We start from the raw sequence: 14927 nt of genomic DNA on the forward strand, positions 1-14927 counted from the left end.
ACACTCAGGAGTGAGCTATCCCACGCGGCTTCGCGTCATAACTCCTTGACTCGCGGGAAGCCTTGGCGTGGCGCGTGGAGAGGTGATAGGCGCCCCCGGACCCCCGTATCGGCTGCAAATGCCATGCGTAGGAACATGATCACGAAATTCGGGCATCGCGTTGCCGAGTCGACGGACAGTCAAAAGTCCGTTTTGTTCACCGTGTACGCGTCAAGTGTGGTGCAGGCCACCTTTGTTGGCAGCACCCTGTGGCTCCTGATAGCCGTGGTGCCATGTCCCCGAACGCACTCATACCCAGCCACCGGAAGCCCCGCCGTTCCGCGTCCTCGCGGGCACTGCGTGCGGGAGTGACCGGTGGCATCCTCACCCTCGCGGTGGCCGGCGCCAACGTGCCCGCCAACGCCGCCGAGAAGCCGGTCTCCGAAACCCAGGAGATGCCGACCATCACCACGGCGCTCGCCGCCGACCTCGCCGAGAGCGCCGACACCACCCAGCAGGTCGCGCTCTCCTACGAGCGTCAGGCCGCGCAGGACAGCGCCCTGACGACGGCCGCCAAGACCGCGAAGAAGGACCAGACAGAGGCGGAGAAGAAGGCCGAGGCCAAGAAGAAGGCCAAGGCCGAGGCGGAGCAGAAGGCCAAGGAGGAGGCGCAGGCCCGCGCTTCGCGCTCCTCCGAGCGCACCGCCCTCGTCGGCGCCTCCACGCCGGCCACCTCCGGGACGTCCGAGACGACGGCACCGGCCTCCAGCGGCAGCACCTCCGCCCTGGTCTCCTTCCTGCGCGCCCAGATCGGCAAGGCGTACGTGATGGGCTCCACCGGCCCCGCCGCTTACGACTGCTCCGGCCTCACCCAGGCCGCGTTCCGCCAGATCGGCATCAGCCTGCCGCGCGTCTCGCAGAGCCAGTCGACCGCCGGCACCCAGGTCGGCCTGGACAACCTCCAGGTCGGCGACCTCCTTTACTGGGGCAGCGCGGGCAGCGCGTACCACGTGGGTGTCTACGTCGGTAACGGCAACTTCATCGGCGCCCAGAACTCCAGCACAGGCATCGTCGAGCGTCCGCTGAGCTACGACCAGCCCACGGGTGCCGTCCGTGTCCTCTGAGCCGCCCTGAGCGCCGCGAGCCCCTGAAGCACGCGGCACCCCGGCACGCTCCGGCGACAACTCACGGACACGGGCAGCGCGTTATGCCGCTCATGTCCCATAGCGCCTGAAAAGGGCCGCCCCTCCCCCGCTCGGGAGGGGCGGCCCTTCGCGCGTCCGCCGCGCAGCTCAGCCGTTCGCCGTCGGCCCCCAGCACGCGGCCCCCGCCGGACGGCGGGGGCCGCTGTCATGTCGCCGGGCGTGCGCTCACGCCTTCGGCGCCACCTTGCTCAGGCCGTTGATGATGCGGTCCATCGCGTCGCCGCCGGTGGGGTCCGTGAGGTTGGCGAGCATTTTGAGGGTGAAACGCATGAGGAGGGGGTGGGTCAGGCCGCGCTGGGTCGCGATCTTCATGACCTTCGGGTTGCCGATGAGCTTCACGAAGGCGCGGCCGAGCGAGTAGTAGCCGCCGTAGGTCTCCTTGAGGATCTTCGGGTAGCCCTGGAGGGCCAGTTCGCGCTGTGCGTAGGTGGCGCGGGCGTGCGCCTGGACGATGACCTCGGCGGCGATGGAGCCCGACTCCATGGCGTACGCGATGCCCTCGCCGTTGAAGGGGTTCACCAGGCCGCCGGCGTCGCCGACCAGCAGGAGGCCCTTGGTGTAGTGCGGCTGGCGGTTGAAGGCCATCGGGAGGGCGGCGCCGCGGATCGGGCCCGTCATGTTCTCCGGGGTGTAGCCCCAGTCCTCGGGCATGGAGGCGCACCACGCCTTGAGGATCTCGCGCCAGTCCAGTTCCTTGAAGGCGGAGCTGGAGTTGAGGATGCCGAGGCCGACGTTGCTGGTGCCGTCGCCCATGCCGAAGATCCAGCCGTAGCCGGGCAGCAGCCGGTCCTGGGCGCCGCGGCGGTCCCACAGCTCCAGCCAGGACTCCAGGTAGTCGTCGTCGTGGCGCGGGGAGGTGAAGTAGGTGCGGACCGCGACGCCCATGGGGCGGTCCTCGCGGCGGTGCAGGCCCATCGCCAGGGACAGCCGGGTGGAGTTGCCGTCGGCGGCGACGACCACGGGGGCGTGGAAGGTGACCGGGGTCTTCTCCTCGCCGAGCTTGGCGTGCACGCCGGTGATGCGGCCCGTCAGGTCGTCGATGATCGGGGCGCCGACGTTGCAGCGCTCGTGCAGCCGGACGCCGGCCTTCTGCGCCTGGCGGGCCAGCGTTTCGTCGAAGTCGTCGCGCTTGCGGACCAGACCGTAGTCGGGGAAGGACGCGAGATCCGGCCAGTCGAGCTGGAGGCGGGAGCCGCCGCCGATGATGCGCAGCCCCTTGTTGCGCAGCCAGCCCGCTTCCTCCGAGATGTCGATGCCCATCCCGACGAGCTGCTTGGTGGCGCGCGGGGTGAGGCCGTCGCCGCAGACCTTCTCCCGGGGGAAGGCGGTCTTCTCCAGAAGGAGCACGTCCAGACCGGACTTGGCCAGGTGGTAGGCGGTGGTCGAGCCGGCAGGACCGGCTCCGACGACGATCACATCCGCGCTGTTCTCCGAGCGGGGTGTGGTCACGGACTCGGTCAAGGACTCGGTCACGGGGGGTCTCCCGGAAGTCGAAATCGGGGTATCTGCATATCTGGGTGCCGAAGGGCACCGAGCAGGGGCAGTCTATGGGTGCCTTGGTGATCACCTCCTGAAGGGTTGGCCCGTGAAGCCGATGACGAAGACCACGGACAGGCCGCTGCCGGCCGTCGAGCTGCGGGTGCCCACGGATGAGGACGCGCTGCACTGGCACCGCGCCTTCCGGCACCCCGATGTCATGGAATTCCACGGCGGCGCACCGGCCGAACTGTCGGTGTACGACGAGCTGACCGCCCGCCAGCGCCGGCATCACGCCGAACGCGGCTTCTGCTTCTACACGCTGCTCGCCCCGGAGGACGGCGCGGTGCTCGGCTTCACCGGGGCCCAGCCGTGGCCGTACGACGACTGGGGTCCTGTGGGCGAGATAGAGATCGGCTGGCGGCTCGGCCGCGAGCACTGGGGCAAGGGCTACGCGACGGCGGCGGCGCGGGCCGCGCTGGATGCCGTACGGGCGGGCGGCGTACGGGATGTCGTCGCGATGATCGACGTGCGGAACGAGCGGTCCGTCGCGGTGGCCGAGCGGCTGGGGATGCGGCGGACGGAGACGGTGCGCACGCCGGTGTCGCAGCGGGAGGGGTACTGCTACCGGCTTGATCTGTGACCGGGGCCCAACGGGTGGGCGGGTGGCCGCTGTTCACCGGGCGGGCGGTGAACAGCGGTCCGCCGGCCGGGCCGCGGCCCGGCCCGTCATCAGGCCGGCCTGGTCCCCCGGTGCAGGGCCACCACGCCGCCCGTCAGGTTGCGCCAGGCGACCTTCGTCCAGCCCACGCCCTGCATCCGGGCGGCCAGTTCGGGCTGGTTGGGCCAGCTGCGGATGGACTCGGCGAGGTAGACGTACGCGTCGGGGTTGCTGCTGACCGCGCGGGCGACCGGCGGCAGTGCGCGCATCAGGTACTCGGTGTAGACGGTGCGGAACGGCGCCCAGGTCGGCTCGCTGAACTCGCAGATCACCACCCGGCCTCCGGGCTTGGTGACGCGGTACAGCTCGGCGAGCGCCGCGTCGGTGTCCTGGATGTTGCGCAGCCCGAAGGAGATGGTGACGGCGTCGAACACCGCGTCCGCGAACGGCAGGCGGGTGCCGTCACCCGCGGTGAACGGCAGCCAGGAGTGCCGCTTCTTGCCCTCCGCCAGCATGCCGACGGAGAAGTCGCACGGCACGACGTAGGCGCCGGTCGCGGCGAAGGGCAGCGAGGACGTGCCGGTGCCGGCCGCGAGGTCGAGGACCCGCTCGGCGGGCCGCGCGGCCACCGCCCGGTCCACCTCCTTGCGCCACAGCCGGGCCTGGCCCAGCGAGAGCACGTCGTTGGTGAGGTCGTACCGCGCCGCCACGTCGTCGAACATCGCGGCGACTTCGTGCGGCTGCTTGTCCAGGGATGCGCGGGTCACCCGTCCATTGTGGCAGTACGCCCCCCGGCCCCGTCCGCAGGGCCGCGGCCCGGTCCGTTGCGGGTCAGCGGCGGCGGTGGACCAGGCGTCCTTCGATGACCGTGGCGACGCAGGTGGCGGCGCCGAGCCTGACGAGCGCGGCCCGGTCCGGCACGTCGAACACGGCGAACCGTGCGGGCCCGCCCGGCTTCAGCGGCGGCAGCAGGACGAGCGGGACCGGCGAGAAGGACGCAGGGCCCGGCAGGTTGTCCGGGCGCTGCCCGACCGCGAGCCCGGCCCTGCGCACCGCGTCCACGGCGGCCCGGCCGCGCAGTTCCCCGGCGATGGCGACGGTGCCGTGCGCCAGCATCCGCTGCACCCCGCGCCTGGCGCTGGCGCCCTGCCGTGCCGGGTCGGCGCGGAAGATGGCCCGCGCGCGTTCACCGGTGATCGGCTCGGTGCCGAACTCGCCGGCCTCGCGCGGGTCCGGGTGGTAGGTGCCTTCGAGCAGCTCGGGCCCGTACGGGTTGAGCAGCCCGGGGGTGAGGATGCCGGGCCATCGCCGCACCCGGGCTTCGGGGCGGACGGCGGCCAGCTCCTCGTACGGGCCGACGGCGGCGATGGCCGCGCCGTCGACGAGGACCGCGGACTCCGGGGAGGCTTCGGCGACGTGAAGTGTCAGCACCGTGGGCTCAGTTGGCGTCGATGAGCTTGAGTTCGGGGTGGGCGGTGCCGCCCTCGATGGCCGTCGAGGAGATGTGCGAGGCGACGCGGTCGTCGACGGGGTCGTTGGCCGGGTCGTCGTGCACGACGAGGTGCTCGTAGGTGGTCGCGCGCTGGGCGGGCACCCGGCCCGCCGTGCGGATCAGCTCGATGATCTCCATGCGGTTGGAGCGGTGCTTGGCGCCCGCCGAGGAGACGACGTTCTCCTCCAGCATGATCGAGCCGAGGTCGTCGGCACCGTAGTGCAGCGACAGCTGGCCGACCTCCTTGCCGGTGGTCAGCCAGGAACCCTGGATGTGCGCGACGTTGTCGAGGAAGATCCGGGCGAGCGCGATCATCCGCAGGTACTCGAAGAGGGTGGCCTGCGTCTGGCCCTTCAGGTGGTTGTTCTCCGGCTGGTAGGTGTACGGGATGAAGGCGCGGAAGCCGCCCGTACGGTCCTGGACGTCGCGGATCATGCGCAGGTGCTCGATGCGTTCGGCGTTGGTCTCGCCGGTGCCCATGAGCATGGTGGAGGTGGACTCCACGCCCATGGTGTGGGCGGTCTCCATGATCTCCAGCCAGCGCTCGCCGGACTCCTTGAGCGGGGCGATGGCCTTGCGCGGGCGGGCCGGGAGGAGTTCGGCTCCGGCACCGGCGAAGGAGTCCAGGCCGGCCGCGTGGATGCGGCGGATCGCCTCTTCCGGCGTCACCTTGGAGATCCGGGCCATGTGCTCGACCTCGGATGCGCCGAGGGAGTGGATGACCAGCTGCGGGAACGCCTTCTTGATCGCCGAGAAGTGCTCTTCGTAGTACTCGACGCCGTAGTCCGGGTGGTGGCCGCCCTGGAACATGATCTGGGTGCCGCCCAGTTCGACGGTCTCCGCGCAGCGGCGCAGGATGTCGTCGAGGTCCCGGGACCAGCCCTTCTTGGTGTCCTTCGGGGCGGCGTAGAAGGCGCAGAACTTGCAGGCCGTCACGCAGACGTTGGTGTAGTTGATGTTCCGCTCGATGATGTACGTCGCGATGTGCTCGGTGCCTGCGTAGCGGCGGCGGCGCACCGCGTCGGCCGCCCGGCCGAGGGCGTGCAGCGGCGCGGAGCGGTACAGGTCGAGTGCTTCCTCCGGTGTGATGCGACCGCCCTGCGCGGCGCGGTCGAGTACGGACTGGAGGTCGGCGTTCTCGGTCACCGGGGCGTCCCTTTCGGAGGGGTATTGACGGACCGGTCCAGCGTACGCCAGGGGTTTCGGCCCGCCCGGCCGCCTCCCGCCGGGCGGTGGGGAGGCAGCCGCCGCACGGACTCAGTAGTACGGGTTGTACGCCTTGGCGCTGTAACAGGAGGAGGCGGGGCTGCTGCCCTTGATGTTCTGGACCTCGACGCGGGCGCTGACGATGCCCGCACTGTGGGAGACGTAGGTGTTCCACCGCTTGCTCGTGCCGGAGCCGCCGTGGTGCGCGTGCCAGGAGTAGGTGACCCGCTTGCCGGACGCTGTGACGATGTCCAGGCGCACCCGCGGCCAGGCGCCGTCCTTCCCCATGTCGTGCGCGCCGAGCACCACCGGGTTCATCTTGGTCTTGCCGGTGTATCCCCAGTTGAGGGTGCCGCCGGCGCCGCCGCCCGGCGTACCGCAGCTGACCGTGTTGACGCCGGCCGCGCCTGCCGGTGCCGCCGACAGCGTGGCGAGCACCGCGACGGCGCCGGTCACGGCGGCGAGCGCGCGGGGCAGTGCCCGGGAGCGGGCGCGTTCCTCCGGTGGTGTCCTCATGAAATCCCCCTTGGCGTGGACAGGATCAGTCAAGATCAGTTCTGATCATGTCAAACGTGGGGGCGGCGCACGCCGCGATTCCCGGGACCGTCCCGGCGGCCGGTCAGTGGCCCAGCAGGTCCACCTTCACGTCGGCGGGGAAGCCGGTGGACGGGCCGACCCGGCGGGCGAACTCGGTGACGCCGCGCAGCTGGTCGGGGCCGAAGCGGAAGTCCAGGGTGGTGAAGTACCGCTCCAGGAGCTGCTCGTCGAAGGTCTCCCAGCGCGCCGCCTGCTCGGCGACCTTGGTGACCTCTTCCAGGGACACGTCACGGGAGGCCAGGAACGCCTCGTGGACCTTCTCCACGACCAGCGGCTCGCGCTCCAGGTAGTCGCGCCTGGCGGCCCAGACGGCGAAGACGAACGGCAGGCCCGTCCAGTCCTTCCACATCTGGCCGAGGTCGTGCACCTCCAGGCCGAGCCGGGGCCCGTCGTGCAGGTTGGCGCGCAGCGCGGCGTCTCCGATGAGGACGGCGGCGTCCGCCTCCTGCATCATCAGACCCAGGTCTGGCGGGCAGGTGAAGTAGTCGGGACGGACCCCGATCTTCTCGGCGAGCAGCAGCTGGGCGAGGCGCACGGAGGTGCGCGAGGTCGACCCGAGGGCCACCCGTGCCCCGTCCAGCTGGTCCAGCGGCTTCTGCGAGACGATCACGCAGGACATCACCGGGCCGTCGCAGCCGACCGCGAGGTCGGGGAAGGCCACGAGGTCGTCGGCGGCGCGCAGGAACTCCACGAGGGTGATCGGCGCGATGTCGAGATCCCCTTGGACCAGCTGTTCGCTGAGCTTCTCCGGGGTGTCCTTGGTCAGCTCTAGGTCGAGCAGGGTGCCCGTACGGGCGAGGCCCCAGTAAAGGGGCAGGCAGTTCAGGAACTGGATGTGGCCCACCCGCGGCCGGCTGCGACGGAGGTCGGCAGCGGCGTCTTCGGGCGCGTCTCCAAAGGTTGAATTGTCCACATGCGGAGGCTAGACCTGTGGGGCGCGCACCAGCACGGCGGGGGCGCACATGGCCGGTAGGCCGGTCGGGTAAACGACCTCCCCAGGTCGTAAACGTGATCTTTGGCTCTTCCGCCTCACGAGTGCCCCATGCTACGCTCAGCGCAAGTTGCAGTTTGGTTTCCCTTGCAGTACAGAGCCTGCGGAGCATGTGACCCGCAGGCTTTTGTAGTTTTCAGACTTGTTTGCAGGTTCTGGAGCAGGGCAACCCTTTGGCCCAAGGAGGGCTTATGGCTACCGGAACCGTCAAGTGGTTCAACGCTGAAAAGGGCTTCGGCTTCATCGCCCAGGACGGCGGCGGCCCGGATGTCTTCGTCCACTACTCGGCGATCAACGCCTCTGGTTTCCGCTCCCTGGAGGAGAACCAGCAGGTGAACTTCGACGTCACGCAGGGTCCGAAGGGCCCGCAGGCGGAGAATGTCACGCCGGTCTGAGTTGCCCGGTCCGACCTGAAAACCTTTAGGTCGAGCTAACGCAGTACCCAAGGAGCCCCGCTCCTCCACTTCGGTGGGGAGAGGGGCTCCTGCCTTTTGCGGGGCGGTCCTTTCGCGGATGCGGGCCCTTTCACCGGCCGGGTGCCTTTTGTCGGTCCGGGGCCCTTTGTCGGCCGCTTCCCTTTCCCGGTGCGCGTCCGTTCCTTTGTCCGGGCCCTCACCCCTGCCGCCGCCTTTCCGCGGACGCCGCATTCCGGCGCCGGGGCGGTCAGCCGCGTCCGGCCGCCACCGCCGCCGGATCCCAGCCCTCCCGGGGGACCGCGGCGAGCAGCGCCTTCGTATACGAGGCCGACGGGGCGGCGAGCACCTGCTCGGTGCGGCCCTGCTCGACGGCTCGGCCGCGCCGCATCACCAGCGTCTCGTCGGTGAGGTGCCGCACCACCGCGAGGTCGTGGCTGACGAAGACCAGGGCGACGCCGGTGTCGCGGCGGATGGTGGCGAGCAGTTCGAGGATCTGCGCCTGGATGGAGACGTCCAGCGCGGCCACCGCCTCGTCCAGGACCAGCACCCGCGGGTCGACGGCCAGCGCCCGCGCGATGGCGAGACGCTGCCGCTGGCCGCCGGACAGGCCGTGCGGCCTGGCGCCGGCTTCCCTGGCGCCCAGGCCCACCTGGTCGAGGAGTGCGGCGGCCCGGTCGGCGGCGGCCTGCGGTGCGGTGCCGTGCAGCCGGAGCACGGTGAGCAGGCACTGGCGCGCGGTGAGCCGGGGGTCGAGCGAGACGTAGGGGTCCTGGAAGACGATCTGGATCTCCCGGGCCCTGGCCAGCCGGGCGGCCCGGCCGCGGGGGGTGCGCGGCGGGCGGACGCGCCCTTCGACGGTCACCGTGCCCGCGTCCGGGCGCACCAGGCCCACCAGCATCCGGGCCACGGTCGTCTTGCCCGATCCGGACTCGCCGACGATGCCGACCGAGCCGCCACGGGGCACGGCGAAGGTGATCGAGTCGGCGGCGAGGTGACGGCCGCCGCCCGGCATCGGGTACGCCTTGGACAGTCCGTCGGCGACGAGGACGGGCGCGGCGCCGTCCGTCGTGCCGGGCCCGGCGTCCTGGCGGGGGCGTGGCTCGGTCATCGCGTCCTCTTCTCGTCCGCCTTGCGGCAGGCCACGGTGGAGCCGCCGGTGACGGTGGCCGGGGCGGGGGTCCAGGTCGCGCAGGCGTCGTCGCCGTCGGCGCAGCGCGCGACGAAGGGGCAGCCGGTGAAGGTGTCGGCGAGGGACGGCGGGCGGCCCGGGATGGGGCGCAGTGGGCGCGGGGCCGCCGTCACGTCGGGCGAGCAGTCGAGCAGGCCGCGGGTGTAGGGGTGCCGTGGGGCGGCGAAGAGGGCGGCGGCGGGGGCGGACTCGACGACGTGGCCCGCGTACATGACGTGCACGCGGTCGCAGTAGGCGGCGGCGAGTTGCAGGTCGTGGGTGATGAAGAGCTGGCCGGTGCCATGGGTGTCGCGCAGGGTGCGCAGCAGGGCGAGGATCTCGGCCTGGGTGGTGACGTCCAGGGCGCTGGTGGCCTCATCGGCGAGGAGCAGGTGGGGTTCGGCGGCGAGCGCGCCGGCGATGACGACGCGTTGCAGCATGCCGCCGGAGAGTTCGTGGGGGCGCTGGCGGATGCGGCGTTCCGGATCCGCCAGGCCGACGGCGGTCAGGAGTTGGACGGCGCGGGCGCGCAGCGCGGCCCGGTCGGCTCCGGTGTGGGCGAGCCGTTCGGCGAGGAAGTCGCCGATCCTGCGGACCGGGTTGAGTGCGGAGCGCGGGTCCTGGTGGACCATCGCGACGGTGCGGGCGCGGTGGGCGCGCAGCGCCGCTCCGGTCAGGGACAGCACGTCGGTGCCTGCGACGCGGACGCTTCCGGTGGCGCGGGCGCCGTCGGGCAGCAGCCGCAGTGCGGCCTTGGCGGTGGTGGACTTGCCGGAGCCCGACTCCCCCACCAGGCCGACGACTTCGCCGGGTGCGACGTGCAGTGAGACATCGGTGAGCACCGGGCGGGCGGTGCCGGGCAGGTGGAGGGTGAGGTGGTCGATGGCGAGGAGCGGCCCGCCGGACGGGGCGGGTGCGGCGCTGCCGCGGACGGTGGCTGAGGTGTGCGGCATGCGGCTATCCCTTCGCGGAGAGTCGGTCGGCGGCCCAGACGCCGGCGACGTTGAAGGCGACCACGACGGCGGCCACCGCGCAGCCCGGCACCATGGCGGGCAGCAGGGCGCCCTGGACGACGGCGGCCTGGCCTTCCTGGACCATCAACCCCCAGTCGGAGCTGGGCGGTTGGGTGCCGAAGCCGAGGTAGCTGAGGGTGGCCAGGCTCATCAGGGCCTCGCCGAAGAGGACGACGAGGTAGCCGGCGATGGCCCGGCCGAGGTTGGGGACGAGGTGCCGGGCGCAGATCCGGGCGCCGCCCATGCCCTGCACCCGGTAGGCGTCGATGTAGGGCTTGGCGCGTTCGGCGAGGGCCACGCTGCGGGTGTACTTGGCGATGGTGGGGGCGAAGGCCAGGCCCAGGGCGAGGACGGACGTGGTGATGCCGGCGCCGAAGACCGCGATGATCAGGACGACGAACAGCAGCCCGGGGAAGGCGTACATGACGTCGGTGACGCGGGAGAGCAGGGTGTCGGCCCAGCCGCCGCGCCAGGCGGCGACGGTGCCGAGGGTGACGCCGATGACGGCGGCCAGCGCGAGCAGCAGCAGCGGCGCGATCAGGCTGGTCCTGGCCCCGTACAGGACGCGGCTGAGCAGGTCCTGTCCTGAGGCGTCGGTGCCGAGCAGGTGGGCGCGGCCGGTGCCGACGAGGGAGGACGAGAGGTCGATGCGGTCGGGGGCGTACGGCGCGAGCAGCGGCGCGCACACCGCGGCGAGCACCACCAGGGCGAGGAATCCGGCCGCGATCAGCGGGCCGATGGGGCGCTTGGTGGGGATGCGGGGCGGGGCGATCGGGCCTGCCGGTGCGGTGAGGGAGGTGGTCATGCGGCGCTCCTTGCGACCGTGACCCGGGGGTCGAGCAGCGGGTGCACGAGGTCGACGAGGGTGGTGACGAGGATGTAGCCGGTGACCATCAGCAGCAGGACGGCCTGGGCGACGGGGAAGTCGTGGGTGTTGATGGCGCCGACCAGCAGCGAGCCGATGCCGCTGATGCCGAAGGCGGTCTCGATGACGACGGTGCCGGCCAGCATGCCGGCGGTGACCAGGCCGCACATGGTGACGATCGGGCCGAGTGCGTTGCGCAGCACGTGCCGCAGCACGATGTCGCGTTCGGGGACGCCGGATGCCCGTGCGACCTCGACATGGTCGGCTGCCTGGGCGTCGAGCATGGCCTGCCGGGTGACCCGGCTGATGATCGCCAGCGCGCCCAGCGCCATGGACACCGCGGGCAGCGTGAGGTGGCGGACCGTGTCGCCGAGCCCTTCGCCGCCGCCGGTCACCGGGAACCAGCCGAGCCGCACCCCGAAGACGGAGACCAGGGCGATGGCGGCGACGAAGGAGGGGACGGAAGCGGCGAGGGTGGTGAGGCCGACGACGGCGGAGTCCGCCCAGCCGCGGCGGACCGCGGCGAGCACCCCGGCGCCGACGCCGAAGAGGACGAACAACACCGTGGCGTAGCCGACGAGTTCGAGGGTGGCGGGCAGCCGGGCGGCCACCAGGTCGGCCACCTGGTCGCCGTATTTGAAGGAGCGCCCGAGGTCGGTGTGGACGCAGTCCCACAGCCAGCGGCCGTACTGGACGACCAGCGGTTCGTCGAGGTGGTACTGCTCGCGGACGGCGAGGAGCTTTTCCGGGGTGAGCTTGTCCCGGCCGCCCGCCAGGAAGACCGCCGGGTCGCCGGGTGCCGCGTAGACGGCGGCGAAGATGACGAAGGAGGCGGCCAGCAGGGTGGCGAACAGGCCGGCGATGCGCCGGACGAGACTGCGGAGCACGGCGGTTCAGTCCTTCCCTGAGGCGTGGTGCGGGGCGGCGCCCAGGTCGGCGGCCCACGGGTGGTAGAGGTACGCCTGCGAGGCGGGCGGTCCGGTGAGGCCGTCCTTGAGGACCAGGACGGACGGCACCTGGGCCACAGGTATCCACACGGCGGCCTCGGCGAACTGCCGCTGGGCGCGGACGGCGAGGCGGGCGCGCTCGGCGTCGTCCAGGGTGCGCAGCGCGGTGCGGACGGTGGTGTCGTAGGCCGGGTCGTGGAAGCCGACCCAGTTGTTGGAGCTGGTGGACAGGCCGTTGTCGTAGAAGCCCATCGGGTCGCTCTTGGAGATGTACCAGTCGCCGACCAGCAGGTCGATGTCCGAGCGGGCCGCCCGTGAGCTGTAGAACTCCTCGAACTGGGCGGTCGGGACGGTCTTGATCTGCCCGGTGAGCCCGATGCGCGCGAGTGCGTCGCGTACCGCGTTGGCGATGACGGTCCTGCCCTGGCCGGCGTCGGTCCCGATGACGATGGGCGCGGTGGGTGCGCCCGCTTCCTTGACGAGCTTCCTGGCCGTGGCGAGGTCGCGTGCGTCCGGATGGTCGGGGGCCAGGGCCGCCATCTTCCGCTGCGCCGCGGCGAATTGCGGCTTCTGGTAGCCCCAGGCGCCGGAGCCGACCGGGGTGGCCCAGGGCTGGACGAGGCCGCCGTAGCCGGCGGTGGCGATGCCGGTGCGGTCCAGGGCGAGGGAGAGGGCACGGCGGATCGCGGGGTTCTTGAGGCCGCCGCGTTCGGTGGGGATCAGGGCGAGCGAGGCGGTGCTGGGGCCGTAGTACGCGTGCAGGCCCCGCCGGCCGGCGAGGGCGGCGGCGGTGTTGGAGGATTCGGCGTAGCCGCCGTCGGCCGCGCCGGTGGTGAGGGCGTTGACGAAGGCGCTGTCGGCGGCCCAGCGGAAGACGACCTTCCGGGTCAGTGGTGCGGTGCCCCAGTAGTGGGCGGCCCGCTCGATGGTGATCGAGTCGCCGGACTTCCAGCGGGTCAGCCGGTACGGGCCCGAGCAGGCGTCGCCGCGTCCCGGGGTGCCGAACTCCTTGCCCGCCGCCTGCACTTCGCCGCGCTGGTAGACGATCCCGGCGTCACCGGCCAGCGCCTTGGTGAAGAGCGCGTCGGGTTCCTTGAAGGTGACGGTGATCCGGTGCGGTCCGGTCTTCGTCATCTTCTTGACGTTCTCGAACTCGTCGGCCTGTTCCATGTCCGGGTCGGCGTGCCGCTTCAGGCTCCACAGCACGTCATCGGCGGTCATCGTGGCGCCGTCGTGGAAGGTGACGTCCTCGCGCAGGTCCAGGACGAGGGTGGTGGGGTCGGGCCTGGTGACCTTGCGGGCGAGGAAGGGGCGGGCGGACATGTCGGGCCGCAGCTGGTAGAGCCGTTCGCAGACGTTGGTGAGGACGATCCGTCCCGCGCTGCTGCCCTGGGTGTCGAGGTCGAGGGAGTCGGGTTCGTCCTCAAGGAGCCAGTTGACGGTGCCGAGGTGGCCGGTGGCCCTGGCGGTCGTGGGGGTGAGTTCGAGGTCGGCGGCGCGCAGGGCCTTGCCGCCGCCTGTGGTGTTCGTGGCGCCGCTGCACGCCGCGGCGCCGAGTGCCAGGACGGTGACGGCGGCGGCCAGCGCGGCCCGGCGCAGGCCCGGTGCCCGCGTCATCGCCGTGCCCCGTCGGAACAGTGCCCGTCGGCGGGTGCGCCGGGGCCGTCGTAGAGGTTCCACGGCAGGTGCTGGTAGGTGTGATCGCAGGGGGTGCCGGCCGTCGCGTGGTAGTCGCCGGTGGTGAGGTCGACGCAGGAGGAGACCAGCGTCGTCCAGTGCTTGAGCAGGGGGGTGCGGGGGTCGGGGTGGGTGCACAGCGACTCGGGGTGGCCCAGGTGGTCCGACATCGCCTCCCGGATGATCCTGCGGGAGTCGTCGGGCCCGGTGGAGGTGCGCAGCGCGCGCAGTCCGGCCTCGGCGCGCGGCACCCTGACCAGCGAGTCGGACGCCATCGGGCGGTATCCGGCGGCGAGCGCGGCGGGGACGCCCGCCTGGTAGTGGTTGCCGTGCACCAGCAGTCCGTCGGCCGGGTACATCCAGCCGTGCCCGGCCGGGGTGGTCTCCAGGTCGATGGCGAAGCCTTCGCGGCAGGTCAGCAGGGCGTTGCTGGCGATGTGCGCGCGGGTGCGGCACAGCACGTCGAGGGCGTCGGTGATGCTGTGCCGGTCCAGGACGCTGCGCCGTACGACGGTCTGCGGCAGCCCGACAGTGTCGTCGAAGCGGCCACCGAGGCCGTTGGCGTTCAGGGCGATACCGGCCGAGTTGGCGCCCTGCCGGCCTATCTGCCCGGCCTCGACCTGCATGATCAGGGTCGGTTTCGGCGGCTGCACGATCCGGATCAGGACGACGGTGTCGGCGACACCGGCCCGCCAGTCCCAGTTCTGCCCGGCCCAGACGTGCCCGTCGCCGCTGGCCTCGCCGAACGCGGCGAAGGAGGTGCAGCCTTCGGCGGGCTCCTCGTCGTCCGGGGCGCCCGGGTGCCCGCCGCCGTCCGCGGCCATCGCGGCGAACGACTTGTCGTAGATGACCTCGCCGCGGGCGTTGAGGGCGAGGATGTCGAGCAGGCCGACGCCGGCGCCGTCGGCGATGCCCTGCATCTCCTCGACCAGGTGCGGCGCGTAGTCGCGGACGGGCGCCAGCCAGCGGGCGGCGCGGGCGGTGACCTGTTCCCAGGTCAGGCCGCTGGAGGCGCCGAAGGCCGCTTCGTAGTAGGCGGTCGCGGCGTGGATGCGGTCGCGCACCGCCTCGCCGTACTGGCGGCCCCGCTCGGCCGGCGGGCCGGAGATCTCGATGACCGGAAGAGTGCGCTGTGCCATGTGTCTCCCTGCGCAGGGCCCGCTGCTGTAACGTCGATTTCAGCAAGTGGCTCTCTTGAAATGCGTTGTCCAGGAGAGTAACGGCGGTCACACGA

General features: G+C 71.8%; 15 protein-coding genes. 3 read left to right on the top strand and 12 right to left on the bottom strand.

Features of this window, described 5'->3' with window-relative positions:
* Window positions 1-272: 272 nt before the first annotated feature.
* Entirely contained in the window at window positions 273-1103 is an 831-nt protein-coding gene (locus tag ACGFNI_RS14610; RefSeq protein WP_393683722.1) for a C40 family peptidase, read from the top strand.
* Between the two features lie 246 nt (window positions 1104-1349).
* On the opposite strand, the gene ACGFNI_RS14615 is transcribed toward ACGFNI_RS14610, so the two are convergent.
* Window positions 1350-2633, bottom strand: a complete 1284-nt coding sequence (locus ACGFNI_RS14615; RefSeq protein ID WP_393683898.1) for a geranylgeranyl reductase family protein — start codon at window positions 2631-2633, stop codon at window positions 1350-1352.
* Window positions 2634-2778: 145 nt separating this feature from the next.
* Here ACGFNI_RS14615 and ACGFNI_RS14620 point away from each other — a divergent pair, with 145 nt between their 5' ends.
* Entirely contained in the window at window positions 2779-3303 is a 525-nt protein-coding gene (locus ACGFNI_RS14620) for a GNAT family N-acetyltransferase (RefSeq protein ID WP_393683900.1), read from the top strand.
* 89 nt (window positions 3304-3392) lie between these two features.
* Here ACGFNI_RS14620 and ACGFNI_RS14625 read toward each other — a convergent pair whose 3' ends face one another.
* From ACGFNI_RS14625 to ACGFNI_RS14645, 5 genes are all read right to left on the bottom strand, one after another.
* Window positions 3393-4088 carry a demethylmenaquinone methyltransferase gene (locus ACGFNI_RS14625; RefSeq protein WP_393683723.1) on the bottom strand — a complete coding sequence of 232 codons (696 nt, stop codon included), beginning with the start codon at window positions 4086-4088 and terminating at the stop codon, window positions 3393-3395.
* 64 nt (window positions 4089-4152) lie between these two features.
* A complete protein-coding gene (locus tag ACGFNI_RS14630) occupies window positions 4153-4752 on the bottom strand; it encodes a hypothetical protein (protein WP_393683724.1) in 600 nt (199 codons plus the stop codon).
* Window positions 4753-4759: 7 nt separating this feature from the next.
* Entirely contained in the window at window positions 4760-5959 is a 1200-nt protein-coding gene (gene mqnC / locus ACGFNI_RS14635) for a cyclic dehypoxanthinyl futalosine synthase (protein WP_393683725.1), read from the bottom strand.
* 111 nt (window positions 5960-6070) lie between these two features.
* Window positions 6071-6535 carry a hypothetical protein gene (locus tag ACGFNI_RS14640; protein ID WP_393683726.1) on the bottom strand — a complete coding sequence of 155 codons (465 nt, stop codon included), beginning with the start codon at window positions 6533-6535 and terminating at the stop codon, window positions 6071-6073.
* A gap of 103 nt (window positions 6536-6638) precedes the next feature.
* Window positions 6639-7529, bottom strand: coding sequence for a menaquinone biosynthetic enzyme MqnA/MqnD family protein (locus ACGFNI_RS14645; RefSeq protein ID WP_393683727.1), 891 nt, complete (start codon window positions 7527-7529; stop codon window positions 6639-6641).
* Window positions 7530-7798: 269 nt separating this feature from the next.
* On the opposite strand from ACGFNI_RS14645, the gene ACGFNI_RS14650 reads away from it, so the two are divergent.
* The gene (locus ACGFNI_RS14650; RefSeq protein WP_003984261.1) at window positions 7799-8002 is read left to right on the top strand and encodes a cold-shock protein; all 204 of its coding nucleotides are present in this window, start codon (window positions 7799-7801) and stop codon (window positions 8000-8002) included.
* A gap of 268 nt (window positions 8003-8270) precedes the next feature.
* Here the strand turns inward: ACGFNI_RS14650 and ACGFNI_RS14655 are convergent, their stop codons facing one another.
* The 6 genes from ACGFNI_RS14655 to ACGFNI_RS14680 are packed head-to-tail and all read right to left on the bottom strand — an operon-like array spanning window position 8271 to window position 14832.
* Window positions 8271-9131, bottom strand: a complete 861-nt coding sequence (locus ACGFNI_RS14655) for an ABC transporter ATP-binding protein (protein WP_393683729.1) — start codon at window positions 9129-9131, stop codon at window positions 8271-8273.
* Window positions 9128-10144: an ABC transporter ATP-binding protein gene (locus ACGFNI_RS14660; RefSeq protein WP_393683730.1), complete on the bottom strand. Its 1017-nt coding sequence runs from the start codon at window positions 10142-10144 to the stop codon at window positions 9128-9130. Before ACGFNI_RS14660 ends, ACGFNI_RS14655 begins: the two co-directional genes overlap by 4 nt.
* A 4-nt stretch (window positions 10145-10148) precedes the next feature.
* Window positions 10149-11009 (bottom strand): ABC transporter permease, encoded by an 861-nt coding sequence (locus tag ACGFNI_RS14665; RefSeq protein WP_393683732.1) that lies wholly within the window; start codon window positions 11007-11009, stop codon window positions 10149-10151.
* Window positions 11006-11956 carry an ABC transporter permease gene (locus ACGFNI_RS14670; protein WP_393683734.1) on the bottom strand — a complete coding sequence of 317 codons (951 nt, stop codon included), beginning with the start codon at window positions 11954-11956 and terminating at the stop codon, window positions 11006-11008. The genes ACGFNI_RS14665 and ACGFNI_RS14670 overlap by 4 nt, the downstream gene beginning before the upstream one ends.
* A 6-nt stretch (window positions 11957-11962) precedes the next feature.
* The gene (locus ACGFNI_RS14675) at window positions 11963-13633 is read right to left on the bottom strand and encodes an ABC transporter substrate-binding protein (protein ID WP_393683736.1); all 1671 of its coding nucleotides are present in this window, start codon (window positions 13631-13633) and stop codon (window positions 11963-11965) included.
* A complete protein-coding gene (locus tag ACGFNI_RS14680; RefSeq protein ID WP_393683738.1) occupies window positions 13630-14832 on the bottom strand; it encodes a C45 family autoproteolytic acyltransferase/hydolase in 1203 nt (400 codons plus the stop codon). The genes ACGFNI_RS14675 and ACGFNI_RS14680 overlap by 4 nt, the downstream gene beginning before the upstream one ends.
* Between the last annotated feature and the right edge of the window lie 95 nt (window positions 14833-14927).

Origin of the sequence: Streptomyces sp. NPDC048644, from assembly GCF_043199105.1 — a bacterium.
Lineage (GTDB): Bacteria > Actinomycetota > Actinomycetes > Streptomycetales > Streptomycetaceae > Streptomyces.

Excerpts from the sequence above, each read along its gene's own strand:
- ACGFNI_RS14610 (WP_393683722.1), top strand. The coding sequence starts at position 273 with ATGTCCCCGAACGCACTCATACCCAGCCACCGGAAGCCCCGCCGTTCC.
- ACGFNI_RS14620 (WP_393683900.1), top strand. The coding sequence starts at position 2,779 with ATGACGAAGACCACGGACAGGCCGCTGCCGGCCGTCGAGCTGCGGGTG.
- ACGFNI_RS14640 (WP_393683726.1), bottom strand. The coding sequence starts at position 6,535 with ATGAGGACACCACCGGAGGAACGCGCCCGCTCCCGGGCACTGCCCCGC.
- ACGFNI_RS14650 (WP_003984261.1), top strand. The coding sequence starts at position 7,799 with ATGGCTACCGGAACCGTCAAGTGGTTCAACGCTGAAAAGGGCTTCGGC.
- ACGFNI_RS14655 (WP_393683729.1), bottom strand. The coding sequence starts at position 9,131 with ATGACCGAGCCACGCCCCCGCCAGGACGCCGGGCCCGGCACGACGGAC.
- ACGFNI_RS14660 (WP_393683730.1), bottom strand. The coding sequence starts at position 10,144 with ATGCCGCACACCTCAGCCACCGTCCGCGGCAGCGCCGCACCCGCCCCG.
- ACGFNI_RS14665 (WP_393683732.1), bottom strand. The coding sequence starts at position 11,009 with ATGACCACCTCCCTCACCGCACCGGCAGGCCCGATCGCCCCGCCCCGC.
- ACGFNI_RS14675 (WP_393683736.1), bottom strand. The coding sequence starts at position 13,633 with ATGACGCGGGCACCGGGCCTGCGCCGGGCCGCGCTGGCCGCCGCCGTC.
- ACGFNI_RS14680 (WP_393683738.1), bottom strand. The coding sequence starts at position 14,832 with ATGGCACAGCGCACTCTTCCGGTCATCGAGATCTCCGGCCCGCCGGCC.